Annotated in this window: 25 protein-coding genes, 1 tRNA gene and 1 pseudogene; 14 read left to right on the forward strand and 13 right to left on the reverse strand. The window is 38.5% G+C overall.

The window, feature by feature from the left end; genetic code table 11:
* Positions 1-239: 239 nt before the first annotated feature.
* The 7 genes and pseudogenes from BV902_RS14860 to BV902_RS14885 all read right to left on the reverse strand — a co-directional run bounded on the left by BV902_RS14860 (position 240) and on the right by BV902_RS14885 (position 6,608).
* The gene (locus BV902_RS14860; RefSeq protein ID WP_083663627.1) at positions 240-1,484 is read right to left on the reverse strand and encodes a sulfate adenylyltransferase subunit 1; all 1,245 of its coding nucleotides are present in this window, start codon (positions 1,482-1,484) and stop codon (positions 240-242) included.
* A 29-nt stretch (positions 1,485-1,513) separates the two neighbouring features.
* Positions 1,514-2,404: a sulfate adenylyltransferase subunit CysD gene (gene cysD / locus BV902_RS14865; protein WP_075992615.1), complete on the reverse strand. Its 891-nt coding sequence runs from the start codon at positions 2,402-2,404 to the stop codon at positions 1,514-1,516.
* 53 nt (positions 2,405-2,457) lie between these two features.
* Complete coding sequence (locus BV902_RS28565) at positions 2,458-2,715, reverse strand: phosphoadenosine phosphosulfate reductase family protein (protein ID WP_443019206.1); 258 nt, start codon at positions 2,713-2,715, stop codon at positions 2,458-2,460.
* Positions 2,693-3,160, reverse strand: coding sequence for a phosphoadenosine phosphosulfate reductase family protein (locus BV902_RS14870; RefSeq protein WP_335682238.1), 468 nt, complete (start codon positions 3,158-3,160; stop codon positions 2,693-2,695). The genes BV902_RS28565 and BV902_RS14870 overlap by 23 nt, the downstream gene beginning before the upstream one ends.
* Entirely contained in the window at positions 3,150-3,728 is a 579-nt protein-coding gene (locus BV902_RS14875; protein ID WP_075992616.1) for a precorrin-2 dehydrogenase/sirohydrochlorin ferrochelatase family protein, read from the reverse strand. Before BV902_RS14875 ends, BV902_RS14870 begins: the two co-directional genes overlap by 11 nt.
* A gap of 2 nt (positions 3,729-3,730) precedes the next feature.
* Positions 3,731-4,489 (reverse strand): uroporphyrinogen-III C-methyltransferase, encoded by a 759-nt coding sequence (gene cobA / locus BV902_RS14880; RefSeq protein WP_075992617.1) that lies wholly within the window; start codon positions 4,487-4,489, stop codon positions 3,731-3,733.
* 12 nt (positions 4,490-4,501) lie between these two features.
* Positions 4,502-6,608: pseudogene (locus BV902_RS14885) on the reverse strand (HEPN domain-containing protein).
* Positions 6,609-6,807: 199 nt separating this feature from the next.
* Here BV902_RS14885 and BV902_RS14890 point away from each other — a divergent pair.
* Genes BV902_RS14890 through BV902_RS14905 form a run of 4 tightly spaced genes read left to right on the forward strand, consistent with a single transcriptional unit; the run spans position 6,808 to position 10,234 of the window.
* Positions 6,808-7,725 carry a PstS family phosphate ABC transporter substrate-binding protein gene (locus BV902_RS14890; protein WP_237241650.1) on the forward strand — a complete coding sequence of 306 codons (918 nt, stop codon included), beginning with the start codon at positions 6,808-6,810 and terminating at the stop codon, positions 7,723-7,725.
* 1 nt (position 7,726) lies between these two features.
* Positions 7,727-8,623, forward strand: a complete 897-nt coding sequence (gene pstC, locus BV902_RS14895; protein WP_075992619.1) for a phosphate ABC transporter permease subunit PstC — start codon at positions 7,727-7,729, stop codon at positions 8,621-8,623.
* Positions 8,616-9,467 carry a PstA family ABC transporter permease gene (locus BV902_RS14900; RefSeq protein WP_075992620.1) on the forward strand — a complete coding sequence of 284 codons (852 nt, stop codon included), beginning with the start codon at positions 8,616-8,618 and terminating at the stop codon, positions 9,465-9,467. The genes pstC and BV902_RS14900 overlap by 8 nt, the downstream gene beginning before the upstream one ends.
* Complete coding sequence (locus tag BV902_RS14905; RefSeq protein WP_075992621.1) at positions 9,425-10,234, forward strand: phosphate ABC transporter ATP-binding protein; 810 nt, start codon at positions 9,425-9,427, stop codon at positions 10,232-10,234. The genes BV902_RS14900 and BV902_RS14905 overlap by 43 nt, the downstream gene beginning before the upstream one ends.
* A 304-nt stretch (positions 10,235-10,538) precedes the next feature.
* Here BV902_RS14905 and bshB1 read toward each other — a convergent pair whose 3' ends face one another.
* From bshB1 to BV902_RS14920, 3 genes are all read right to left on the reverse strand, one after another.
* Positions 10,539-11,270: a bacillithiol biosynthesis deacetylase BshB1 gene (gene bshB1 / locus BV902_RS14910; RefSeq protein WP_075992622.1), complete on the reverse strand. Its 732-nt coding sequence runs from the start codon at positions 11,268-11,270 to the stop codon at positions 10,539-10,541.
* Between the two features lie 173 nt (positions 11,271-11,443).
* Complete coding sequence (locus BV902_RS14915; protein WP_075992623.1) at positions 11,444-11,935, reverse strand: glutathione peroxidase; 492 nt, start codon at positions 11,933-11,935, stop codon at positions 11,444-11,446.
* Positions 11,936-11,954: 19 nt separating this feature from the next.
* Positions 11,955-12,587, reverse strand: coding sequence for a DUF4294 domain-containing protein (locus BV902_RS14920; protein WP_075992624.1), 633 nt, complete (start codon positions 12,585-12,587; stop codon positions 11,955-11,957).
* A gap of 151 nt (positions 12,588-12,738) precedes the next feature.
* On the opposite strand from BV902_RS14920, the gene BV902_RS14925 reads away from it, so the two are divergent.
* The 6 genes from BV902_RS14925 to BV902_RS14950 all read left to right on the forward strand — a co-directional run bounded on the left by BV902_RS14925 (position 12,739) and on the right by BV902_RS14950 (position 19,785).
* Entirely contained in the window at positions 12,739-14,958 is a 2,220-nt protein-coding gene (locus BV902_RS14925; protein ID WP_075992625.1) for a RelA/SpoT family protein, read from the forward strand.
* Between the two features lie 110 nt (positions 14,959-15,068).
* Positions 15,069-15,560, forward strand: coding sequence for a Fur family transcriptional regulator (locus BV902_RS14930; protein ID WP_075992626.1), 492 nt, complete (start codon positions 15,069-15,071; stop codon positions 15,558-15,560).
* Between the two features lie 128 nt (positions 15,561-15,688).
* Complete coding sequence (locus tag BV902_RS14935; protein ID WP_070564133.1) at positions 15,689-16,966, forward strand: adenylosuccinate synthase; 1,278 nt, start codon at positions 15,689-15,691, stop codon at positions 16,964-16,966.
* 3 nt (positions 16,967-16,969) lie between these two features.
* Positions 16,970-18,208 carry an anthranilate synthase component I family protein gene (locus tag BV902_RS14940; protein ID WP_237241652.1) on the forward strand — a complete coding sequence of 413 codons (1,239 nt, stop codon included), beginning with the start codon at positions 16,970-16,972 and terminating at the stop codon, positions 18,206-18,208.
* Between the two features lie 108 nt (positions 18,209-18,316).
* The gene (locus BV902_RS14945; RefSeq protein WP_083663628.1) at positions 18,317-18,982 is read left to right on the forward strand and encodes a TatD family hydrolase; all 666 of its coding nucleotides are present in this window, start codon (positions 18,317-18,319) and stop codon (positions 18,980-18,982) included.
* Between the two features lie 77 nt (positions 18,983-19,059).
* Positions 19,060-19,785, forward strand: coding sequence for a tRNA threonylcarbamoyladenosine dehydratase (locus BV902_RS14950; RefSeq protein WP_075992627.1), 726 nt, complete (start codon positions 19,060-19,062; stop codon positions 19,783-19,785).
* 74 nt (positions 19,786-19,859) lie between these two features.
* Here BV902_RS14950 and BV902_RS14955 read toward each other — a convergent pair whose 3' ends face one another.
* Positions 19,860-20,411 carry a BON domain-containing protein gene (locus tag BV902_RS14955; RefSeq protein ID WP_157698454.1) on the reverse strand — a complete coding sequence of 184 codons (552 nt, stop codon included), beginning with the start codon at positions 20,409-20,411 and terminating at the stop codon, positions 19,860-19,862.
* 35 nt (positions 20,412-20,446) lie between these two features.
* Positions 20,447-20,947, reverse strand: a complete 501-nt coding sequence (locus BV902_RS14960) for a GreA/GreB family elongation factor (protein ID WP_083663630.1) — start codon at positions 20,945-20,947, stop codon at positions 20,447-20,449.
* Between the two features lie 114 nt (positions 20,948-21,061).
* On the opposite strand from BV902_RS14960, the gene BV902_RS27360 reads away from it, so the two are divergent.
* The 4 genes from BV902_RS27360 to BV902_RS14975 all read left to right on the forward strand — a co-directional run bounded on the left by BV902_RS27360 (position 21,062) and on the right by BV902_RS14975 (position 23,101).
* Positions 21,062-21,149, forward strand: a tRNA-Ser gene (locus tag BV902_RS27360).
* A 565-nt stretch (positions 21,150-21,714) separates the two neighbouring features.
* Entirely contained in the window at positions 21,715-21,927 is a 213-nt protein-coding gene (locus BV902_RS14965) for a hypothetical protein (protein ID WP_075992629.1), read from the forward strand.
* A 2-nt stretch (positions 21,928-21,929) separates the two neighbouring features.
* On the forward strand, positions 21,930-22,475 hold the full coding sequence (locus tag BV902_RS14970) for a hypothetical protein (RefSeq protein ID WP_075992630.1): 546 nt from the start codon (positions 21,930-21,932) through the stop codon (positions 22,473-22,475).
* Positions 22,472-23,101: a GNAT family N-acetyltransferase gene (locus BV902_RS14975; RefSeq protein WP_237241654.1), complete on the forward strand. Its 630-nt coding sequence runs from the start codon at positions 22,472-22,474 to the stop codon at positions 23,099-23,101. The genes BV902_RS14970 and BV902_RS14975 overlap by 4 nt, the downstream gene beginning before the upstream one ends.
* 124 nt (positions 23,102-23,225) lie before the next feature.
* Here BV902_RS14975 and BV902_RS14980 read toward each other — a convergent pair whose 3' ends face one another.
* Positions 23,226-24,386: a TlpA disulfide reductase family protein gene (locus tag BV902_RS14980; protein ID WP_075992631.1), complete on the reverse strand. Its 1,161-nt coding sequence runs from the start codon at positions 24,384-24,386 to the stop codon at positions 23,226-23,228.
* Positions 24,387-24,544: the final 158 nt, after the last annotated feature.

A 24,544-nucleotide genomic window follows, 5' to 3' on the forward strand; every position in this document is an offset into this window, starting at 1 on the left:
GTTATTTATAATTTATATTATGTTAAATAGTTGTTTTGAATACTCTCCTTTTATATTGATTCAATAGTATTTTTTTAAATCAACAGATTTTAATAATAAGCCGAATACTGAGATGTTCGTTGTAATAGTTGTAATAATTGTCTCTGCTTTTGTACTACAGCAAATATAAAAGGAACCCAAACATTGTCTGAGTTCCTTAAAAAATATTTAGGTTGAATATTTACGATTAATCGTCTTTGTTAGTCGACAGCTTGAATCATCAATGCGCCGACTGTTAAATTTGTCCGTGGATCAATAACAATGGCTTGAGAATTTGCGGCATTTTCCTGCTGTAAATCAAATACTAGATTCTCAGCAGATTTAAGGGTTATTCGACCAATATCATTTAGTTTGATCGGGTCGTGATATATTTTTTCCTGTGTATTGATATCAAATTTATACAACACATCTACGATCTTAACTTTGGTTAATTTACTGTGACTTTGGACAAGATACACTTGTGTTGTATCCAAAGGTTTATTGTCGAACCAACATAAATTTGCTTGAATATTACGCTCAAACTTTGGTGGATGTTTTACACTCGCAATGGTATCGCCACGACTAATATCAACATCATCACTGAGGTGTACAATAACAGATTGTCCGTTTTCAGCCCGTTGAAGTTGTTGTCCGTTTAATTCAATGGCGTGAATTGTACTAGATGTTTCTGCTGGATAAACAATAACCTGGTCACCAACCGTTAAGCCCTCTCCTAGTACGCGGCCTGCATAACCTCTATAATCGTGCAAATCATCTGTTTGCGGTCTTACAACCCATTGGACGGGAAACCGCCAGCTGGCTGCTTCCTGTTCGTGAATTTCCACATTTTCTAGGTAATCCAATAAAGATTCGCCTGCATACCAACTCATTCTTTCGGACTTATGGACAATATTGTCTCCTTTTAAGGCTGAAACTGGTATGAAATCAATATCCTTAAGTCCGAGATTGGTTGCTAAAGTTAAATAATCGGCTTTGATCTGTTCGAAAATAGAAGCGCTATAATCGACCATATCCATCTTGTTTATGCAAACCAAAACTTGTTTCATGGCCAATAATTTAGCAATGAAAGAATGGCGTTTTGTTTGCTCTATTACACCTTTACGTGCGTCAACCAAAATGATTATAAGATCCGAATTGGACGCGCCAGTTACCATGTTTCTGGTGTATTGGATATGTCCTGGAGCATCCGCTATAATATATTTTCGGTGTTCGGTCTGAAAATATTTATATGCTACATCGATTGTTATCCCTTGTTCGCGTTCAGCTTTAAGTCCATCAGTCAATATGGCCAAGTCTACTGTTCCGTCGTCATTTTTTCGGTTGGCACGTTGTATAGCTTCCAATTGGTCATCCAAAATGGAGTTTGTATCGTATAGTAATCGGCCAATCAAGGTACTTTTACCATCATCTACAGAACCGGCCGTTATAAATTTCAATATATTCATTGTTGTCAATATCAGGTATTTGATTTGAATTAAAAGTATCCTTGTTTTTTGCGTTCTTCCATAGCTGCTTCCGATACCTTATCGTCCATTCTGGCGCCACGCTCACTTACCGTTGAGGCCTTGATCTCAGCGATAATATCATCTAGCTCTGTTGCCGTTGAATCTACCGCTGCTGTACAAGTCATGTCACCCACAGTTCTGAAACGTACAGATTTGCGTTCTACGATATCCTCTGCATCGATATTTAAGAATGAGGCGGCAGCCATCAATTGCCCATTTCGGGTAATAACCTCCCGTTCATGGCTGAAATAGATAGATGGCAATGCGATCTGTTCGCGTTTGATATAATTCCAGACATCGAGCTCGGTCCAGTTTGAAATGGGAAACACGCGTACATTTTCACCTTTATTTATTTTGCCATTAAAGATGCTCCACAGCTCAGGTCTTTGGCGTTTGGGGTCCCATTGTCCAAATTCATCACGCACTGAGAAGATTCTTTCCTTGGCACGGGCTTTTTCTTCGTCCCTACGTGCGCCACCGATACAAGCGTCAAAACCATGTTTTGAGATTGTATCGAGTAAGGTAACTGTCTGCAAGGCATTTCTACTTGCATTTTTTCCCCTTTGCTCAACGACTTTACCCTGATCAATGCTGTCTTGAACATAACCAACAATAAGTTTTTCTCGTATATCTTCAATCAGTGAATCCCTGAAAGTGATTGTTTCGGGGAAATTGTGACCAGTGTCAATGTGAACTAATGGAAAAGGAAATTTACCGGGTCTAAATGCTTTTTTTGCCAAGTGGACAAGCGTAATGGAGTCCTTACCACCAGAGAATAATAGCGCTGGTTTTTCAAATTGTCCGGCTACCTCTCTTAAAATATATATTGCTTCCGCTTCTAAATGATCTAAATAGTCCATTCTCTGAAATAATAAAATTTGATTTAATGAATTTGGGTTTCTGCTTCGCTATTTTATGATTTAACACCGTGCAAACCACATTCTTTTTTACTTTGATCTTCCCACCACCATCTACCAGCACGGAAGTCCTCTCCTTCTTGTATCGCTCTTGTGCAAGGTTGACAACCGATACTTGGGAAGCCCCTGTCGTGCAACACATTGTATGGAATATGTTGTTCTTTACAATAATTTTTTACTTCCTCAAAAGTCCAGTCAAATAAAGGGTGGATTTTGAGGATTTGGTTTGCTTCATCGTATTCGATAAAGTCCATATCGTGGCGATTGATGGATTGATCTGATCGGATGCCCGTTACCCAAATTTTTTTTTCCTTTAATCGCACGTTGTAAAGGTTCAATTTTCCTTATCCTACAACATTCCTTTCGATTCTCAACCGATTCATAGAAGGAGTTTGGGCCTTTTCTGCTGATAAAATCTTCCAACAATGTTGTATCTGCAGTATAGGTTTTGATGGGCAATTGATAACGCTCCAAGGTACGGCTCCACAGGGAATAGGTTTCTTTGAACAGTCGTCCAGTATCCAGCGTGAATATTTCGATATTAATATTATTTTTACCAATCCATTCCGTGATTACTTGATCCTCAATACCGAAAGAGGTTGAAAAAACTACCTCATTAGGAAATAGTGATGCTATTGTTTGTAAGAGCTCCACTCCTTTTTTTTCGCCAATAATTTCTTTAATTTCCTTAACGTTCATAACGTAATATATTTTTGGTATGCTCGTTCAACTGCTTTACTTTGTATTCGAAATCTCCTCTAAGCTGCTCTCGATAAGTACTCATGAGTGACAGTGTTTCGTCAATTTCCTCAGGTAGCAGGTCATTTAATAGTTCTTTCACCCTTTTGGCAATTGTTGGTGATTTACCATTGGTGGAAATGGCTATTTTCAGGTCGCCTTTTTTAACAATGGATCCCAGATAGAAGTCGCATAAGTCGGGTTTGTCCGCAGCATTAAATAGGATGTTATTTTGCGTTGTTAGATTACGCAACTGCTCGTTAAGCTCTATGTTATTGGTTGCTGCAATGACAAGTTGTTTGTCGGTAAGGTCATCTGGTGTAAAAGGGCGAATGAAGAGCTGAATTTGTGCGTAATTTTGCAATAGTTCCTCAAATTCTGGGATGATTTCCCTAGTCACAATGGTCAGTCTTAATTTCTCATCATTGGAAATTAAAGCCTGAAATTTTTCCAATGCAACTTTCCCGCCTCCAACAAGTAAGGTGTCAATTTGATTTAGTTTGACGAATATTGGAAATAGCTGGTTCATATTTATAAAGCTAAAGCTTTTTCTTTAATGTTCTGGAATGAACGATGCTTAGCAACGACCTCGCCGATTACAATAATCGCTGGTACACCGACCCTTTTCTCAGTTGATTCATCAAGAATATTATCGATAGTACCCAGTACAACCTTTTCATTAGGCAATGAACCATTTTGAATCAAGGCTATTGGTAAATTGTGAAGATTTCTTTCACGGTAAATTTCCACGATCTCTGCCAATTTTCCATAGCCCATCAAGACAACGACGGTGGCCTTGGATTCTGCCGCCAGATAAAGATCTGTTGATAGTGAGCCATCCGATTTGGAGCCTGTGATGACCCAAAAGCTCTCACTGATTCCCCGGTAAGTTAATGGAAGTTGTTGTAGTCCGGTAAGCCCAATTGCGGAGGAAATACCCGGCACAACTGCAGTTTCAATACCGTATTGTTGTACGTAATCAATTTCTTCTCCACCACGACCAAAAACAAATGGATCACCACCTTTTAGACGGACCACATGGCCATAGTTTAAGGCATAATCAACCAAAAGGCGATTAATTTCATCCTGTGAAGTAGAGAGTTGTTCTGCTCGTTTTCCAACATATATCTTGATGCATTCAGCCTGTGCGTAATCCAGTAATTCTTCATTCACCAAGGCATCGTATAAAATGACATCTGCTTTTTCTATTGCTTTGATGCCCTTTAGGCTGATCAGATCCGGGTCACCCGGACCTGCTCCTACCAATGTTACTTTTGCTTTTATTGACATACCTATTCCCTCCTATACCAATACTGGTTTTAAATTTTTGCGTTGATAGACTTCATTGATAAACTTCGTTGCTTCCTGAAGATAGTTAATTGCAAAATGCTCCGTTGGTTCATTTTTACTCATCTGTAAGACTAATTCCGGAAACGTTTGGTCAAAATTATATTCACCTGTTTCCACGAAATGCGTTTGGAATTCGTTGATTACGATATTTTGTGTACTTGCGCTAACTCCCTTATCCAATAATAGGGCTTTTGCTGCTTGTACAAAGGCATTATAGGCATGATAAATTGCATCCGAGAATTTGGATTCTTGAAATGTTTCATTTGCCCATTGTAACTTTTCTTCCGCCTCATAGATCAACGTGGCAACCAAGTCAATAACGACACCCGCACACTCGCCAACCCCGATGGCTGTTTGGAAAGTTCCTTCATGCCCCCAGTCGACAAATTCGTCTTCAGCAAGATTGGTTAGATCCGATAGCGGTTTTAAAAGATTATAAAAGTAATTCTTACTTTGTCTGTCGTAGTAAGCATGGAAATTTTCATTTGCTTCCGCATTTTTTTTTATAATCATTTAGCACCCATTCGACAACATGTAGAACTCTTTTTGTTGGTACTTTGATAATACGCTCTGCGACACGCCCTTCACCATTGCCAATTGTTCCACCGCCAAGCATAACTTGTGCTGCAGGAACCACTTTGCCCTCCGCTTTGACGGAACTACCATGAAAGCCAATATGTGCCAGGCCATGTTGCCCGCAAGAATTCATACAACCAGAAATTTTTATTTTTAAATCACGATTAAAGACAAAATCTTGGTGAAATTCAGCGATATAAGATTCAATAACCCGAGCCATTTCGGTACTGTTTGAGATACCTAGATTGCAGGTGTCTGTACCAGGGCAAGTTGTTACATCTGCTGTACTATCAAAACCGACCTGAGCTAGATCCAAAGATTTAAGTAATTGATAGATATGTGGCAGTGACTTTTCTGTTGCGTATTTTAGCAGTAAGCTTTGGTTTTGCGTGATACGGATATCGTCAGCGACCAAATTGTTCAGACCAGCAACCAACGCGCGAGATTTATCTGTACCAATATCCCCCGTGGATACCCGCACATAAACACCATAATATCCGTCTTGTTTTTGCGCGAATGTATTGGTGCCCTTCCAGACCTGATAGTTTAAATCGCTATCTAGATCAATAGTAGATAGCCGGCTGTCATCTGGTGGTAATGGCTGTTCGATTTTGGTTCGGTCGATCGGATAGCTTTTCACCTTCGTAGCAATTTTTTCGGCTTCAATTAAATTTAGCACTTCTTCCAACCCTAATTTCTGAATAAGGTATTTGAATCGAGCTTTATTGCGGTTATTTCTTTCACCATAACGATCAAAGACACGAAGTGTAGCTTCTATATAAGGGATCAGTTCATCTTCTGGTAGAAACTCACTTGTTACTGATGCTAAGAAAGGCTGAGATCCCAATCCCCCACCCAATAGTACTTTAAAACCCCTCGTTTCCACACCATTGACAACTTTTAGTTTTGGAATAAAACCAAGGTCATGAATATAGGAAAATGCAGTGTCTTCATCACTGGCAGAAAATGACATTTTGAATTTTCTTCCCATTTCCGCACATACTGGATTGCGCAAAAAATATTCAAAAGTTGCCTGAGCATATGGCGAAACATCAAAAGGCTCCTTTGGATCGATTCCTGAACTTGGAGATGCTGTGACATTACGGACTGTATTCCCACAAGCTTCACGTAATGTAATATCGTCTTCAGCTAATTTGGACCAAAGTTCTGGTGTACGGTCAAGACTAACGTAATGAATCTGTATATCTTGACGTGTGGTCAGGTGCAGGTTGCGGCTTGCGTATTCGTCTGATATCGCTGCAATTTTGTTCAATTGCTTAAACGTAACCTTTCCAAATGGAAGTTTTATACGAACCATTTGAACTCCAGGTTGTCTTTGTCCATATACCCCCCTAGCCAAACGCAACGATCTAAATTTCTCGTCGGCAATTTTGCCCTCATGGAACAATCGAATCTTTTTTTCAAGTTCGATAATTTCCTTTTCCACGATTGGGTTCTCTAATTCTGTGCGGAAGCTTTGCATATAACAAATAAAATCTATTGATTTAGTATTCTTTTCTCGAGGTCAAATGTAAAAATATTTTTTTAATATTCTATAATATCTACCAAATTAATATATATTTGCCCTATAAAATTTAATATACAAAACCTGTAGACTTTTAGGTGTAATGATGAGAAAGTGTTTTATAGTTCTGATTTTAAGCTGTGTAATCGTATTTAAAATGACTTCCTGTGCGCCGAAAGTTAAAAATGGTTACAGCAAGGAACATGGTTTTGAAGGGAATATTTCTTTGTCCGGTGCATTTGCCCTTTATCCTTTGGCAGTGGTTTGGAGTGAAGATTTTAAAAAAATGCACCCGAATGTTCGCTTCAATATTTCAGCTGGAGGTGCTGGAAAAGGGATTGCAGATGTTCTTACAGGGATGGTTGATATCGGGATGGTGTCGAGAGATCTGCATGAGCAAGAAATAAAAAAAGGAGCTGTTCCGATTATTGTTGCTAAAGATGCTGTTATCTGTACAATCAATCCTGACAACCCTAATTATCCTGCTATTTTGAAGCGTGGTTTGAGTCGCGAAGAATTGTTGAATATTTTTGTGGATCGAAAGTTCAAGACCTGGAAAGAGATCGATTCTCAGTTTACGGCGGACCCTATCAACGTGTATGTGCGTTCCGATGCCGCTGGAGCAGCTGAAACATGGGCCAAATTTTTTGGTCATAAGCAGGAAGATCTGCAAGGTATTGGCATTTTTGGTGACCCCGGGATTGCCCAAGCTATTAAGGATGATATCAATGGGATTGGATTCAATAACATTAACTACGTTTATAATCTAAAAACTAACAAGGTCTTTGACCGTATTGCTGTTGTTCCTTTGGATCTGAATAAAAATGGACATGTTGAAGATGATGAGCAGTTTTATGGTACCCTATCTAATTTGACTGAGGCCGTTGCTACGGGGAAATACCCTGCTCCACCTTCAAGAGAGTTAACCTTTGTAACGCGTAATAAGACCGAATCCCTTCTGTTGAAGGAGTTTATTTCTTTTGTACTCCAGAAACAGGGGCAATCGCAACTCCTTGAAAATGGTTATGTCCCACTAAATGAAACACTGATAAAAGAAGAACTTAATAAGTTATAGCATGCTAAATACTCGTCTCGTTAAAGATACACTGGTCAAGCGATCCACTTTGCTCCTCTTACTGATTTCACTTTCAGTTGTGGTGATTATTGCAGTTGGTTTAACCATAAAATCGATTCCGTTATTTGAATATAGTAATATCTTTCAACTGTTAACCGACAAGGTTTGGTCACCAATGAAAGGGTCGTTTGGCTTTTTGCCTTTTATTGCAGGTACGCTTGCTGTTACCTTGATTTCTCTTGCTATTGCGATTCCGCTTTGTATACTGACAGCTGTTTATTTGACTGAATATGCTTCGGATGCCTTAAAGAATATGATGTTTCCGTTGGTCAATATTTTAGCGGCAATACCACCGGTTCTTTATGGTGTTTGGGGAGTGTTATTTATTGTGCCTTTAATTCAGTTGTATATAGCTCCCGTCTTTGGGGTTGTTACATCGGGTTATTCTGTGCTTGCCGGTGGAATTGTATTAGCGGTGATGATTTTTCCCATTATGATTTCTATTATGGTAGAGGTGCTTCAAACGATACCCTATGAGTTAAAAGCGGCTTCGCTATCCTTGGGTGCGACAAAATGGGACACCATCAAACATGTTATTCTGAAGAAAGCTAGACCTGGGATTGTGGCTGCAATTGTTTTGTCAACATCTAGGGCCTTTGGTGAAACAATTGCGGTATTGATGGTCTGCGGCAATGTTGCAAAAGTACCGACTTCGGTATTTGATGCGGGATATCCAATTCCAGCATTAATAGCCAATAATTTTGGGGAAATGATGTCAATTCCACTCTATGAATCTGCATTAATGTTCTCCGCGTTGCTGCTGTTTGTAATCATATTTGTTTTTAACTTAATATCTCGTCTTATATTGAGACGACTGGAAGGAGCTCAGCATGGATAATACGAAAAGACGGCTATTGAGTGAAAAGGTAGCCAAAGGTTTTATGCATCTCTCTGGGATAACTGTGACTGCTTCCCTATTTTTTATCGTAGGAACTATCTTGTATAAGGGGCTTCCTTATCTCAGTTGGGAGATGGTTAGTCAGTTACCAAAAGGTGGGTTTTATATTGGAAAAGAAGGTGGGATTTTGAATGCGATTTTGGGTTCTCTTTATTTAGCAGGTGTCGCAACAGCCTTGTCTGCAATTATAGGAATTCCGATTTCGTTGTACCTTAATGTTTATTTGGGAACAAAATCAAAAGTGACACAACTTTCTAAACTGTTGTTTGATGTATTGTATGGTGTCCCTTCTATCGTGTATGGGGCTGTTGGTTTTGGGATTATGGTTTATTTAGGTATTCGAGCTTCACTGTTGGGGGGAATCATTACAGTGACATTGCTGACCATTCCAATTGTGGTTCGTACCGTGGATGAATTGATCAAAACCATTCCTGAAGACCTAAAAAATGTCACTCTTTCGCTAGGGACGACACGCTGGGAATTGGCTAAGGTTATGCTAAAGAGCATCCGAACAGGGCTTCTTACTGCGATTTTACTGGCTTTTGGACGTGCTATTGGTGATGTTGCAGGCGTTTTATTGACAACTGGTTTTAGTGATAATCTTCCAAAATATATTGATGAACCGGCAGCAACGTTGCCATTGGCCATATTTTTTCAGTTAAGTAGTCCTATTCCTGAAGTTCAGGGTCGCGCTTATGCTTCAGCTTTAGTTTTAACAATCATTATTTTAATTATTGTAGTATGCACTCATATCCTTCAATCGAAACAAAAAAATCGTCGATAACAGACCCCTTGAGCGATCCACACATTGAAATCAAGGATCTTAATGTCCATATTGACGGCCGACATATACTCAAAAACATTAATCTTGCCCTGCCTAACAATAGTGTAACTTCTATTATTGGTCCTTCGGGTTGTGGAAAGACTACGCTTTTAAAGACGCTTAATAGATTGGTAGATGATACCAAGGGTGTTGAAATAACGGGTTCTGTTCTCGTTAATGGTGAGGATATTTATGGCAGAAATGCTGAGGTAACACATATCCGTAAGAAAATGGGTCTCTTATCCCAAAAGCCCTACCCGTTGCCAATGTCGATCTATGATAATGTGGCTTATGGCCCCCGTATACATGGTACACGAAGCAAAAAGGAATTGGATAGAATTGTAGAGACGCAATTGCGAAATGTGGCTCTATGGGACGAAGTTAAGGATCGACTTGGACATTCGGCCAGCGGATTGTCCATTGGTCAGCAACAAAGGCTTTGTCTTGCAAGAGGTTTGGCTGTAGAGCCTGAGATTATCCTTGGGGATGAATCGACATCAGCATTAGATCCCCTTTCTACTGCTAAAATTGAGGAATTATTAATTGAATTGAAGAAAGATTATACCATTGTATTGGTGACGCATATATTGCGGCAGGCGCGACGCGTTTCTGACTATATTTTGTTTGTCTATGGTGGAGAGATTCTTGAGTTTGGACCAACAGAACAAGTTTTATTGAATCCGCAGAATGAAATCACAAAACAGTATGTAAAAGGATTTATTTCCTAAAAGGTTAAGAAGCGTCCACGCTGGATCAAGTTTATGAGAAAGCAAAGAAGATTTGCTGATAAAAAGAAAAGGCCAAAGGTTTATTTTGAAGCCAAAAACGATGGTCTAATTTCTTCTGAGGGTTATGTTCCCGATAATTGTCAAGACGATTGCTTTGTTGGATAAACTTCAGTAAAATCAGCATGCTGCTGGTGTTGTTTCCATAAAATCAGTTTGTAAACTTTGTTTCAGGAATTATGCGGGACGATTCTAGTTAAAACATGAATAATCCCGCATTTTATTTTACTATAGTATCAGATAAGTTCTACTTCAGATGAAATAAATCATCAACGCCAAGTATCTTCTTTGAAGTAAACCCTTCCGCATATTTCGCTTGGATGTACCGTCCAAATTCTCGCGCTCTAGCAGCAGTTGATTCCATGAAATCCGGATTAGAAATATAAGTCTGTGGTTCATCCGGGTTTACATTTTCTCCGGTATAAAATTGAGTTTTGTAAGCTAATACAGATTTTTCTTTAATGTGATAATAATCCGTTATATCAATGACAACATCAGGTTTGATATAATAGTCCTGTACAAATTGCAGTACCAATCTGGGGCGGTAGGCCTCCTGGGAAATATTGTTCTGATCAAAAGTTTCCACTTTTCTCAAGCCGGCAAGAAAGCAGGCTTCGTTGACCATCTGTCCGGCTCTTCCGTGGTCTGGGTGACGATCCGTAATGGCATTTGTAATGATAATTTCCGGTTGGTATTTGCGGATGGCTCTTATTACAGCCATTTTTTCTTTTTCAGCATTTTCAAAGAAACCATCTCTTAGGCCAAGATTTTCTCTAACGGCCAGCCCTAATATTTCGGCAGCATCTTTTGCTTCCTGTGCTCTGGTCTCCGCTGTGCCGCGTGTGCCGAGCTCACCTTGGGTTAAATCAACAATTCCTACCTTTTTTCCTTCAGCAACATATTTTGCCATCACACCTCCGGCGCCTAGCTCGGCGTCATCTGGATGTACAGCAATGATAAGTAAATCTAATTTTAACATATAATATTTCTCTCTTTAAATTGGCTTCCCTTTTCATGGTAAATCATTCCAATTGACCGATGGATAGCTTTGGCAGAAAGCCTTTACTAATCCCGCGTAGTTATTGATGCTAAGTCGATATACAACTTGGCCTGCGCTGTGGGGAGCTGCCGCAAATGTAAGCAGTTTATAGATTACTCTTGTAAAAGACGCTCAATATTGCGGCAAATTTTACTTGACAATGGCGAAGTAGTCGGATAATAGAAATCAATGACCTCTCCTTTTTTGTTTACCAGATATTTGTGGAAATTCCAGGAAGGTTTACTATTAATGTGTCCATTTTGATCTTTGCTCGACAGAAAACTGTATAGAGGTGTTGTATATTCGCCGATAACATGGCTACGCTTAAAAACAGGGAAACTCACCTGTTGATTGATCCGGCAGAATGTCTCTAGCGTACCACCGGTTAACGGTTCCTGGTTACGAAAGTTATTTGCTGGAAATGCCAGAATTTCGAAGCCTTGGTCTTTATATTTTTGGTAGAGTTTTTCGAGCGATTTAAATTGTCTGGTAAAGAGACATTGGCTGGCAGTATTGACGATGAGTAAAACTTTACCTTCAAAGTCAGCGAGGGATTTTTTTTTACCGTTAAACTGAAGTGCGTCAAAGTCGTATACTGTTTTCATCTGGTTTTGGTTTGATTGGTCACATGACAGGTTGAGGTCTCGACTTTTCGAATTCCCTAATGATATTTTCAATGGCAAAGTCTTCTTTTGGGTCATAAGTTGACTTTAGGTTGTGACCGAATATTTTCGCAACTCCCTGATAGAAAAAAGCGGAAATCCCACCTTTCATTTCCTTTACCATTTCATAGCCAGTATGTCCCGTATAACGATCGATCAATTTAATGAGTATTTTGCCTTGTGAAATAGTCATATTTTTGATTTCTCGGTCAAACATCTGTTTTACGTCACTTTCACATTTTTCAACCAATGCTTTATGTTCCTTTTTATCCGAAGTCAGCGCGAGATCTCTGTCTAGCTGATCATATCTTTTTTGCGCATATATCGCATAAGGAAGAACCTTTAGAACATTTCTTCTAAAGCGGAGATATTCTCTTCGTGCTTCTTCACTTGACCAGGTTCTTTTGGCCACGACAGTGACCTCTGGGATCGGAAACCAGGGTAACACCTCTCCGGTTACCAAGGTTGTTGTCATATAACTGTTTACGGTCTCCTGCGCACCTTCTCCGTACAAAGGAAGAGTGAGTGATTGAGACTGTGCCCATACGGACAAAGTCCCTGTGAGGAAAAGCAAACAAAATAATATTGTCTTCATTTGGGCAATTATATAACGCTTTTTAATTTGTCAATGCTATAATATTTTGGTAGATTTATTACAAAATAAGTTAGCTTGAAAATAGTATTCAAGAATACATTAACTAAATTACACAAATTTACTCAAAAAACATCATTTACCTGCAACGTTTATGAAAGATTATGTGATTGATATTGAAGCAGAAAACAAAGAGATTAGGAAACGTTACCGTGCATTGTTGCGCGCTTGTAAGCCAACTTTACAACGCGGAGACAAGCAGGAGATCCGAAAGGCATTTGATTTAGCATTGGATAGTCATAAAGAGATGCGACGCAAATCAGGAGAGCCTTATATCTATCACCCTATTGCTGTTGCCCAGATTGCTGCTGAAGAGATTGGCTTAGGAACAACATCTATTGTATGCGCCTTGCTCCATGATGTAGTTGAAGACACCAATGTTACATTGGATGAAATTGAAGAAATGTTTGGTAAGAAAGTTCGCCGAATTATCGATGGGCTTACCAAGATTTCAGGGATTTTTGATCCAAATAGTTCCATGCAAGCGGAGAATTTCAGGAAAATGTTGCTCACACTGGCTGACGATGTTCGTGTAATTCTCATTAAATTGGCAGATCGATTGCACAATATGCGCACCATGGAATTTATGGCCAGGGATAAGCAGTTGAAGATTGCTTCGGAGACAAGTTACCTTTATGCACCATTAGCGCATCGTCTTGGGCTGTATGCGATAAAATCTGAATTGGAAGATCTCTCGATGAAATTTACCGATCCGGATACCTATAAATTTATCGCTCGAAAACTGAATGAGAAAAAAGCCGAGCGCGAAAAATTTATAGGCGATTTTATTGGTCCCATCAAAGAGATATTGGAGGAACAGGGTATTAAGGCGTCCGTATTTGGACGACCTAAATCAATCCACTCTATTTGGAATAAGATGCGAAAAAAATCGATTCCTTTTGAGGAGGTTTATGATTTGTTTGCTATACGTATTGTAATAGATGCTGTTGATGAGAAAGAAAAGACCGAATGTTGGAAAGTCTATTCTATTGTCACAGATTTATATCGCCCTAACCCCGACCGTCTTCGGGATTGGATTTCCTCTCCAAAAGGGAATGGTTATGAGTCTTTACATACTACGGTAATGGGGCCTAAAGGGCAATGGGTCGAAGTTCAGATTCGAACCAAACGGATGAATGAAATTGCAGAAAAAGGGTTTGCAGCGCATTGGAAGTATAAAGAATCAAATTCCGATTCTGGCCTGGATCAATGGATCAAAAAGGTGCGCGATGTCTTAAGTAGCCCGGATCAGAATGCGATGGATTTTGTGGATGATTTTAAGATGAATCTTTTCTCCGATGAGATTTTTATATTCACTCCCAAAGGAACGCTGATTCAACTACCCAACAATGCCACTGCTTTAGATTTTGCCTTTGAGATCCACTCTGATATTGGGGCAAGTTGTATTGGCGCCAAAGTAAATCACAAACTTGTTCCTTTAAGTCATATTTTGCAAAATGGGGATCAGGTAGAGATTATTACATCAAGCAAGCAGTCGCCTAAGGAGGATTGGTTGAATTTTGTTGTGACTGCAAAAGCAAAATCCAAAATCAGATCTTCTCTAAAAGAGGAAAAGAGAAGAGTTGCGGAGGATGGGAAAGAGATTTTGGAACGTAAGTTGAAATCGTTAAAAGTTACCTATAATACGGATAATATTAACAAAATTGCCAACTTTTTAAAATACCCCAGTTCGCAGGATCTTTTCTACAATGTTGCTAAGGGCATTGTTGACATTAGGCAACTGAGAGAATATGTAGCGCATGAAAAAGCAGTTGAAATTAATGTAAGTTCTTCATCAGGAAATCAATTTAATACCCATATAGGTGGACTAGTTGAAAAGATAAATAAGAAGGAATTCGATACGATCTTAATCGGGGACGATATGCAGAAAGTCGATTATACCTTAGCTCCTTGTTGTAACCCTATCCCTGGTGACGATGTCTTTGGCTTTTTGACCGTAAATGATGGTATAAAAATTCATCGTACAAGTTGCCCAAATGCATCCAAGCTGATGGCAAATTATGGTTATAGAATTCTAAAAGCACGTTGGGCTTCTACAAAAGATTCTGCATTTTTGACAGGTTTACATATCGTTGGCATAGATGATGTTGGATTAGTAAATAAGCTTACAACTGTTATTTCGCAAGAATTTGCTGTTAATATTCGGTCCTTGTCAATTTCAAGTAACGATGGTATTTTTGATGGTAATATTATGGTCTATGTGAATGATACTGCTCAGCTTGAAAGTTTGATGAGAAATTTAAAGCAAGTCAGAGGGATAACAGGTGTCAATCGATATGAATCGGAAAATTAATAACCAAGTGTTGGATTGAAAATTTCGCTAAGGCGACTACTATTAAGCACTATTTTTAATAGAGGAAATATCAATCTTAATTGGTAAATTTGTACAAGAATATTTTTACTATGAATCAAGCTGAAAATTTTGCAACTGTAAAAAAAATCTTTGAAGCCTACTTAGAAAATAAAAATCTAAGAAAAACACCAGAGCGCTATGCGATTTTGGAAGAGATTTATTCACGTACTGATCACTTTGATGTAGAGTCTTTGTATATTCATATGAAGAACAAGAAATATCGTGTCAGTCGTGCTACAGTTTATAATACCCTAGAACTTTTGGTCTCTTGTGATTTGGTTACAAAACACCAATTTGGAAGGAACATGGCACAATTTGAGAAGTCTTACGGGTTCAAACAACACGATCACGTGATCTGTATTGAATGTAATAAGGTTGTTGAATTCTGTGATCCACGTATCAACCAAATTCAGAGCCTCATGGGAGATCTTTTAAAATTTGACATTAAGCACCACTCACTCAATTTGTATGGTGTATGTCAAGACTGTCAACTTAAGAACAAAAAAGAAGAGGCCGTCGCTCACGAAGCTATTTCAAATTAATCTTATATTTTCTTAAATATAATAGTACATTTGTTCAGGAATGTTCAGGGGAAAAATTCCTGAACATTTTATTTTTAAATAGAGTCTATTTTTATTAATAACATTTTAATTACTATACTTTAAAAGCTATGCAAGTTGATGTGCTTTTGGGCTTACAATGGGGTGACGAGGGTAAAGGTAAAATCGTAGACGTATTTTGTCCAAAATACGATTTAATCGCTCGTTTCCAAGGCGGCCCTAACGCCGGACACACGTTGGAATTCGATAACAAGAAATTCGTACTCAACACAATTCCATCTGGTATCTTCAATGAAGGTACACTAAATCTTATTGGTAATGGTGTCGTTATCGATCCGATTATCTTAAAAAGAGAGTTAGACAACCTGAAGACAGCTGGTTTTGATCCGGTGGGTAAAGGCAATTTGGTTTTAGCGCGTAAAGCACACCTTATTCTGCCGACACACCAATTATTGGATGCTGCCTCAGAATCAAAAATGGGTGCAGGAAAAATTGGATCCACTCTGAAAGGTATTGGTCCAACTTACATGGATAAAACCGGTAGAAATGGTTTGCGTGTAGGTGATACAACACTTCCAGACTTTCAAGAGCGTTACCAAAAGTTGAAAGAAAAACATCTAAGTATTCTTTCGCACTATGGTGAAATACCTGATTTCAGTGAAAAAGAGAAAGCATTTTTAGATGCAATCGAATTCATAAAATCTATCCCACATGTGGATTCAGAGCATTTGGTGAATCAATATTTGAAAGAAGGCAAACGTGTGTTAGCTGAGGGTGCTCAAGGTACGCTTTTGGATGTTGATTTTGGTTCTTATCCATTTGTTACTTCATCTAATACCACAACAGCCGGAGCTTGTACAGGCCTGGGTATCGCACCAAATAAAATAGGTAAGGTATATGGTATCTTTAAAGCATATGCTACTCGCGTAGGTGGCGGTCCCTTCCCTACTGAACTTCACGATGAAACTGGCGAAAAATTACGTCAATTAGGTCATGAATTTGGAGCGACTACAGGGCGTGCTCGTCGCACCGGATGGATCGATATTCCGGCTTTAAAATATGCTATTATGCTGAATGGTGTGACAGACTTGATTATGATGAAGGCTGACGTTTTGGACACCTTCGACAAAATCTACGCATGTACACATTATAAATATAATGGTGAAGTGATTGATTATATGCCTTATGAAATCATCACGCATCAAGCAGAACCTATCTTAGAAGAAATTGATGGGTGGAAACAAGATTTGACCGGTATAACGTCTGAACAAGAAATACCTGAAGCATTAAAAAATTATATTTCTTATTTAGAGAAAGCTCTTGAAGTACCTATCACGATCCTATCGGTAGGTCCTGATCGTAAACAAACATTAGCTTTATCGAAATAAACTATGCGGATCGAAAGTTTTGATCTTCTCGATTCTAAAGATAAATTTCATCAAAAAGCCCTGCATTGGTCGGGGCAATTTGATGAAATTTCTTTCTTTAATAGTAATGGGATGTCGGATCAATGGGGCAAATTTGAACAGATACTGGCTGTCAAGGCATTATTCTCTTTCCGTGCAAATGAAAATGTATTTGACCAGCTCGACACTTTTTTGAGATTACATCAATCTCAGTTTATCCCTGGATTTCTATCTTACGACCTTAAGAATGAGATAGAAGAATTAAAGACAACAGGAAAGGATCAGCTCGAATTTCCAGAAGCTTATTTCTTTGTGCCAGCAATTACGCTTCGATGGACGGCAGATCAAGTGCATATAGAAGCCGAGGATCCTGTTAAAATCTATCAGGCCATTTCGGATACTCAGATTCCTGCGATAACCCCAATTTCTGTACAGGTAAAGTCGCGTTGGACAAAGTGTGAATATGTCAAAGCTTTTGAAAATGTACAGGCACATATTCAGCGTGGAGACATCTATGAAGTGAACCTTTGTCAGGAATTTTTTGCTGATGATGCTGATATCGCTCCTATGGAAGTTTATCATCGGTTGAATACCATATCACCTACGCCCTTTAGTTCATTTTTCAAGGTAGGAAATCATTTTATCATGAGTGCTTCTCCGGAGCGATTTTTAGCGAAAAGACAAGGAAAGTTGATTTCTCAGCCGATTAAAGGGACGGCCAAAAGGGGGGCAAATTCAACAGAGGACCAACAGATTATAGCTGATATGTTGAGGTCAAAAAAAGAGATCGCCGAAAATGTGATGATCGTTGATTTGGTTCGCAATGATTTGACACGAAGTGCTCTTCCCGGAACGGTTGAGGCCACTCGCCTTTTTGAGATTCAATCCTTCGAACAAGTGCATCAAATGATTTCAACTATTACCTGTATGCAAGACCCAAAAGTCGCCAATGTGGATGTATTTAGAAATACTTTTCCTGCAGGTTCGATGACAGGTGCTCCCAAAATTGCAGCTATGCAAATTTGCGATCAGCTTGAAGCTCGAAAGAGAGGTATCTATGCAGGATCTATCGGTTACTTTGACACCATGCGCGATGAATTCGATTTTAACGTTGTTATCCGTTCATTGCTTTACAATAAACAAAAAAGGTACCTTTCCTTTCATACAGGGGGAGCAGTTACTAATCAGCAGCTGCCGATCAGGAGTATCAAGAATGTCTTTTGAAGGCTTCAGGTATTCTTGAAGCTTTAGATGCTAGCTTGGGAGAATAAAACTATACTAATTTTGTAGAGAATATTTTTTGCTTCAAGTATTTTTTCGACCTTTGTCTCGTTGGCTACACAGATTCCCTATATCGATCTACACACGCATCGGAATTATCCGATGAAAGAACGTGCTACTCTTTCCATTAAGAATATCACCTTGAACCATTCGGAGATAATTTCTGAAGCGGATTGTTCAGTAGGTTTGCACCCATGGTATATCAATGAGAATACTGAACATGATTTGGGACTCATGGTGGATGCATTAGCGCTGAGTCAGGTTTTAGCCATAGGTGAATGTGGTATGGACAAAAATATCGCCACTCCCCTCGCCGACCAACAGCTTGTGTTTGATCAACAGGTTCGCTTGGCTAAAACGTATAGGAAGCCTTTGATCATTCATTGTGTTCGAGCTTTTCAGGAGATTGTTGGTTGTTTGAAAAAAGTGAATTTTAGCGAAGCTGTTGTTTTTCATGGATATCGTAAGAACTGGACCTTGGCTCAACAGTTAATCGATCAAGGGTATTATCTTTCCATAGGAAAACATTGTTTAAACGGAAGTCAAGACGAACTTTTAGAAAATATTTCACTCAGTCATTTGTTTCTAGAAACGGATACAGATACGACCGTAGAAATTGCTACACTTTACCGATACGTTGCTCAGATCAGATCGATCGAATTGGAAGAGTTAAAGCGGGTTTTATACCAAAATTATAAGAATGTATTTAATAAATGAGGCCATCATAGTCTGTTTATTCACGTTGTCGGATAGCTATAAGGTTTCATTATAATATAAAAAACAAATTTAGATAAATGAAAGATTTAAGTTGGCTGTCACGTACCGAAGCATTGATAGGTCGATCAGCGGTTGAAAAATTGGCAAATTCGCATGTGATGGTTTTGGGATTAGGCGGTGTTGGATCATTTGCTGCCGAATTTATATGCCGAGCAGGTGTTGGAAAAATGACCATTATTGATGGAGACACCGTAGATCCATCCAATCGTAATAGGCAGCTACCTGCCTTGGCAACTAATCATGGTGAAGCAAAAGCTGAGATTATGCGAGAAAGATTAATGGCGATCAATCCGGAATTAGATTTAACTGTGATACAGGATTTTATTATTCCGGAAAAAATACCAGCTTTGCTAGATTTAGCGCCAGATTATTGTGTGGAAGCTATTGATAGTATTACACCTAAACTATTTTTTATTCGGAGAGCATTAGAAGCCAATATACCATTTGTCAGTTCAATGGGCGCCGGTGGCAAAGTTGATCCTACAAAAATAAAAATTGCTGATATCGGTAAATCTTATAATTGTAAGTTGGCCCAGCATATCCGTAAGAAATTGCGTAAACATGGTATACGTGATGGAGTGAAAGTGGCATTTTCAACTGAACTTCCAAACAAGGATTCATTATTATATACTGATGGGAGTAACTTTAAAAAGTCTGCTTATGGTACCATGTCATATCTACCAGCAGCCTTTGGTGGGGCAATAGCTTCTGTTGCTATACGAGATCTAATAGAAAATGCTTAACTTAGGTATTAAATAAACATATGAACAAATGAAGGAAGCTACCCGTTAATCGATGGATAGCTTCTTTTCGTTGTTTAGCGACTGGTGACACCTTTCATATCAATACCTTTGGGCTTGATATGCTCTAATCTTTTCTTTAGTGTATCGATTTTTGATTTTTCAAGATTACCTGTCGCAATTATAATTCCTTCCTTCACCTGAGCCGTAATGGTTGGAAAATCTTCCAGAACAAGATTGACGTCTCTCGTTAAGGTAGAATCTATCGCGCCGCCCATAATTTCATGATATTTTTCACGGGCATCTTCTGGTTCAGGAAGATTTACAATGATATTGTTGTGAATGGATTTGATACCCTCTCCCCCCGCTAATTTTGTTCTGTTTTCTATATCCTGCTTGAGCGAATCCGAACCGATCTGTCCATCCAACGTTACATTCCCTTCCTCGACATCTACTTCGATGCCTGCAGTAGTTTCCAACGCTGCCTCGATTTTTGATCTTAGTTTTTCGTCCGATTCGGGCGATCTACAAGAGTGAATAAACAGTAAAGCGCCAAGTAAGAAGATTAAAAGTAAATTATTCAATTTCATGTCATTCTTCGTTTCTGTACTAAATAAGAACAGATGCATCGACATATTGTTTAATTTTTCGGTATTTTCATCACTTAGTAGATTGCAATAACTTTCTGATTAACGTTGTTAAAAACAAAACTATCACCTATTTTTTTTCCGATAAGTAGTTGTCCAATTGGAGATGCAGGCGAAATGACGAAGATATTATTGGTCCCTATTTTTACAGCTCCAATACTTGTGGCGATCAAATATAGACCAACACTGGTTTGAACAAGCGTTCCTAATCTGGCTACATCCATTACATCATTTGGTAATGATTCTATACTGATTAGCTGCTGTAGATCTTTATTGGCTTCGAGGAGTTGTTTCTGGTAGCGGTTGATGTCCTGTTGAATCATTTCACGTGAAGTTTCATATTTGTCTCCAGCACTACTTTTGGTATCGTCATTACTTGAATCTCTTGCTGTTTCTAAAGCAGATTCTATCATTGTGATACGTTCCTGAGTACGTTTTAGTGCCATGTCGAGGATCTCCCCTTTTATGTCGAAATAATTATTTGTCATTCCGAAAAATAAGGAATAAGTTTTATTCATTAAAAAATAAAAACAATACGCTTAGTCTCAATAGAATATAACAAATCCGATGGTAAATAACACGAATAAGGTTGCAATAAATTAAAAAATTGCTACATTTGTGCACTGAAACACGGAAAGGTGTCAGAGTGGTCGAATGAGCAGTCCTGGAAAGACTGTATACGGGATGACTGTATCGAGGGTTCGAATCCCTCCCTTTCCGCAAAAAAAAAAACCGTCTTTAACACTGTTAAAAACGGTTTTTCTGTTTTAAGTGTTATACCAACACCAAAATCAAACCAAAGGAAGAAACGTTCTATTAGAATTTCATCTTACAAAATCCCACGTATAATAAGAGCCAAATCTGGGGAGTCGTTTATGAATACGAAATTCTGAGGAAGCTTAATGAGTTTAAAAAAGTTTTACGTTCTCCAAGGATGCAGAAATAAACTGAGTTCACGATCTTCAAGAAAACGAAATAGTTGCCCGAGTGAAAAGTACTTCTTTATACCTTGTCGGTTTCCTGAGTTAGTTGTCTAAATTTTGACTTCAGCCCCTAAAAAATTCAAATCAGTATATAACTTAAACAATCAACTGTATAATTCTTTTGTATACTTTCTTGATAAAAAGAATATACGGCGTCTGTTAATTTTTATAATGGATTATGTTGCCAATTTAAAGTCGGTCTATCAAATTTCCTGCGTATTTTGTGTTAATATTTTTTTATATTATATTAATATATGTTTATATTTAATTGATCGTATAAGCTAATGTTAATTAATTTTTAAATGAAAAGGATAATTCAAGAAGAACAACTTGTCAAAACTGGAAAGATGAAAAAAGACCCATTCACTATGTCTGCGGATGAAAAGATTCAATGGAGGCAAGAATTACAAACGAGCATTCGCTCCTACTTGTTTTCCCGTGAACAGCCGTTGGTTTATAGCAAGGATGGCCAAATGGTTGAAGAGCATAGCGATGGGACAATTCAAAGTATCTGATCATGGCAACAATATATGTGATAACTGGTCCTCCTCATATTGGGAAAAGTACTTGTGGGCAGTATTTCATTCCCGAAGGGATCAAGATACTTGACCCTAATCTCTTTGTTCAAAGCTATGCTGCACTTGGTTTAAAATATGGATATAGGAGATTTGAGGAACAACTGTTGTTGCTGTTAAGTAACGATGAAGATTTTGCTGTGGAGATCAATATCGTTAATAAGACGCATCTTCAAATGCTACAAGATATTAAAGCCTTGTACCCTGAAAATAAGATTGAAATGATCTTTTTTTACACCGATAATATGCATATATGCCATGCGAGGTCTAAGGCTAAGAAAAGTACTAGTTGTGACTCCAGCACGGACAAAATAACTCATTTATATATTCATACCATTCCGCTTGTGAAAAGGCATCTAAATCTCTTTTCCTCTGTTAAGGGGGTCGATATAAGCGAAAACGACATGGTACCTGAAACTGTGTTTAAATACCAGGATGCTGTTTCAGAGATCGAGATATCTACACATCTCCCCATATGGGCTCAATGAAAGAACATCACATTGGCTTAAATTCTATCTTTGTTCGAGCACTGTTCGGCTTTTCCTCAAGTTGTCGTCGGTTGACTTCGATGAAGACTAAAGGAAAAGTATTTATTACTATATTTGGGGATAAACCGAATATAAAAAGCATGGATGACCGCAACTTTCAACTTACTCTTAGACCGACAGTATACACGGATTTAGAAACACATTATCAGTTTCAGCTTGATGAAGAAGCAAATTATCTCGCGGCTTTTACCTCAAGTAGTTCTTCAGATAAGAAAGCTTACCTTGAGAAGTATGCTAAATTTCTCAATGAGCCAAGTATAAACAATCAAACGATTCTGATTGATGGGACAATTGTAGGAAGTATTGCGAAGTTTGTTATTGAAGGTGATGCTGAGATCACTTATTGGATTGACCGAAAATTCTGGGGACGTGGAATTGCAACAAAGGGACTTAAAGCGTTTCTTTCAATTGAAACAAACCGCCCTATGTATGGGCGCGTCGCTTTCGATAATCTCGGTTCCCAAAAAGTATTGGAAAATTGTGGTTTTGTTAGGGTTGGTACAGATCGCGGTTTTGCTAATGCACGCCAAATCGAAATTGAGGAATTTATTTATAGATTAGATTAATGAGCGATTTGATCAGTCTATTTTTATTACCAGCCCCCCTCAGTCGGTTTCACACTTAGGTTTCGCGACCCTAACGAGAATATCCCAATCTTAATAGAGCTTATTGTATATACTACTAAACTGGCTATTTAGGATCGCTTTTATCTGAAAAGATCGCCTGTAATTTTTCTTCTAAATCTTTCCCCCTGAGGTTGCGGTACACAATTTTTCCTGTAGGATCCAACAAGAAGCTTGCTGGTATGGAATTGATGCCATAACGTTTTGCTGCTTGGCTATCCCAACCTTTTAAATCAGATACTTGTGGCCAGCTCAGCTTATCATCTGCAATTGCTTCGACCCATTGTTTGCGTTGAGCTACTTTATCCAAAGATATTCCTAAGATTTCGAATCCCGAATCTTTGTATTTATTGTAAAGCGCTACTAGATTTGGATTTTCTTCGCGGCATGGTCCACACCAACTAGCCCAAAAGTCTACCAATAGATACTTTCCTCGGAATTCAGATAATTTTAGACTTGTACCCATTTGAGTTTGAAGTTCGAGATCGGGGGCAACCTGTCCAACTTTGGTCCTGATTGACGATTCTAACTGCATGGGTATCTCTTTGGCCAAAGGATAGCTTTTGAGCTTCTCAGCTAAATCGGCATATATCCTTTTAACCTCGTCTATAAATTTCTCCTGTCCAGCAACAAAGGATAAACTGATTAAACTAAGGTAGGACGATGGATGCTGACGAGCAAATGCTAAATGAACACGATATAGGTCATCCATTAATCCTTTTTCCCGATCAATATAAGCCTCCCGTACTTTAGGATCGTTTTGTTGATTGGCTGAAAGTGCATAAAATTCTTTATTAAGTGCTGTAAAGTTATCATCTACGGAGCTACGCATCTTTTTAAAAGCATCTTGGTCGAGATTAATTTGAGATCCACTGATCGTTATATTTTTCAAGGAGTCGCTTGCTTGCATTTGCATAGTGACAGGCTCAAGGTAAAAACGAAAAAAATCCATTTGCTCATTGCGAGAGGGTCTATTTACATAAGGATTTTTATCGAGATATAGCGACGATGAAACAGGATAGTCTACCGTCCCAAAAAACGAAAAATTTCCACCTCTTGAAATAGTGGAATCAACAACAGACTTACCTTCTATTTCGTAGATCAAAAATACTTTGGAACCGTCCTTCAATTGAGGTATTACCCCATTGATCTGATAGGGATTTTGTCCACAAGCGAGGAAAGGAAGTATAAAAACCGCTATTAATAGCAATCCTGTCCATATTTTCATAATATAGCCTATTTTCTGGTAATTTACTATCATAAATATACGCAATTTCTCTGTTCTGAGCCCGTTACTATTTTCTTCCTCAAAAAAGTAATGGACAAGTTATTAATTTGTGTGTTTTACCAAACTTTTGCATCTTTGTGTATTAGCACCAATATTTA

It is taken from the genome of Sphingobacterium sp. B29 (genome assembly GCF_001952815.1).
In the GTDB taxonomy this organism is placed as follows: domain Bacteria; phylum Bacteroidota; class Bacteroidia; order Sphingobacteriales; family Sphingobacteriaceae; genus Sphingobacterium; species Sphingobacterium siyangense.

What these genes read in the sequence shown, in the direction of transcription:
- BV902_RS14950 (WP_075992627.1), top strand. Translation starts at nt 19,060, where the DNA reads ATGAAAGATTTAAGTTGGCTGTCACGTACCGAAGCATTGATAGGTCGA.
- BV902_RS14890 (WP_237241650.1), top strand. Translation starts at nt 6,808, where the DNA reads ATGACTTCCTGTGCGCCGAAAGTTAAAAATGGTTACAGCAAGGAACAT.
- BV902_RS14975 (WP_237241654.1), top strand. Translation starts at nt 22,472, where the DNA reads ATGAAAGAACATCACATTGGCTTAAATTCTATCTTTGTTCGAGCACTG.
- BV902_RS14860 (WP_083663627.1), bottom strand. Translation starts at nt 1,484, where the DNA reads ATGAATATATTGAAATTTATAACGGCCGGTTCTGTAGATGATGGTAAA.
- BV902_RS14925 (WP_075992625.1), top strand. Translation starts at nt 12,739, where the DNA reads ATGAAAGATTATGTGATTGATATTGAAGCAGAAAACAAAGAGATTAGG.
- bshB1 (WP_075992622.1), bottom strand. Translation starts at nt 11,270, where the DNA reads ATGTTAAAATTAGATTTACTTATCATTGCTGTACATCCAGATGACGCC.
- BV902_RS14960 (WP_083663630.1), bottom strand. Translation starts at nt 20,947, where the DNA reads ATGAATAAAACTTATTCCTTATTTTTCGGAATGACAAATAATTATTTC.
- BV902_RS14980 (WP_075992631.1), bottom strand. Translation starts at nt 24,386, where the DNA reads ATGAAAATATGGACAGGATTGCTATTAATAGCGGTTTTTATACTTCCT.
- BV902_RS28565 (WP_443019206.1), bottom strand. Translation starts at nt 2,715, where the DNA reads ATGGACTTTATCGAATACGATGAAGCAAACCAAATCCTCAAAATCCAC.
- pstC (WP_075992619.1), top strand. Translation starts at nt 7,727, where the DNA reads ATGCTAAATACTCGTCTCGTTAAAGATACACTGGTCAAGCGATCCACT.
- BV902_RS14875 (WP_075992616.1), bottom strand. Translation starts at nt 3,728, where the DNA reads ATGAACCAGCTATTTCCAATATTCGTCAAACTAAATCAAATTGACACC.
- BV902_RS14955 (WP_157698454.1), bottom strand. Translation starts at nt 20,411, where the DNA reads ATGCATCTGTTCTTATTTAGTACAGAAACGAAGAATGACATGAAATTG.
- BV902_RS14935 (WP_070564133.1), top strand. Translation starts at nt 15,689, where the DNA reads ATGCAAGTTGATGTGCTTTTGGGCTTACAATGGGGTGACGAGGGTAAA.
- BV902_RS14900 (WP_075992620.1), top strand. Translation starts at nt 8,616, where the DNA reads ATGGATAATACGAAAAGACGGCTATTGAGTGAAAAGGTAGCCAAAGGT.
- BV902_RS14920 (WP_075992624.1), bottom strand. Translation starts at nt 12,587, where the DNA reads ATGAAGACAATATTATTTTGTTTGCTTTTCCTCACAGGGACTTTGTCC.
- BV902_RS14915 (WP_075992623.1), bottom strand. Translation starts at nt 11,935, where the DNA reads ATGAAAACAGTATACGACTTTGACGCACTTCAGTTTAACGGTAAAAAA.
- BV902_RS14965 (WP_075992629.1), top strand. Translation starts at nt 21,715, where the DNA reads ATGAAAAGGATAATTCAAGAAGAACAACTTGTCAAAACTGGAAAGATG.
- BV902_RS14930 (WP_075992626.1), top strand. Translation starts at nt 15,069, where the DNA reads ATGAATCAAGCTGAAAATTTTGCAACTGTAAAAAAAATCTTTGAAGCC.
- BV902_RS14970 (WP_075992630.1), top strand. Translation starts at nt 21,930, where the DNA reads ATGGCAACAATATATGTGATAACTGGTCCTCCTCATATTGGGAAAAGT.
- cysD (WP_075992615.1), bottom strand. Translation starts at nt 2,404, where the DNA reads ATGGACTATTTAGATCATTTAGAAGCGGAAGCAATATATATTTTAAGA.
- BV902_RS14940 (WP_237241652.1), top strand. Translation starts at nt 16,970, where the DNA reads ATGCGGATCGAAAGTTTTGATCTTCTCGATTCTAAAGATAAATTTCAT.
- cobA (WP_075992617.1), bottom strand. Translation starts at nt 4,489, where the DNA reads ATGTCAATAAAAGCAAAAGTAACATTGGTAGGAGCAGGTCCGGGTGAC.
- BV902_RS14870 (WP_335682238.1), bottom strand. Translation starts at nt 3,160, where the DNA reads ATGAACGTTAAGGAAATTAAAGAAATTATTGGCGAAAAAAAAGGAGTG.
- BV902_RS14905 (WP_075992621.1), top strand. Translation starts at nt 9,425, where the DNA reads ATGCACTCATATCCTTCAATCGAAACAAAAAAATCGTCGATAACAGAC.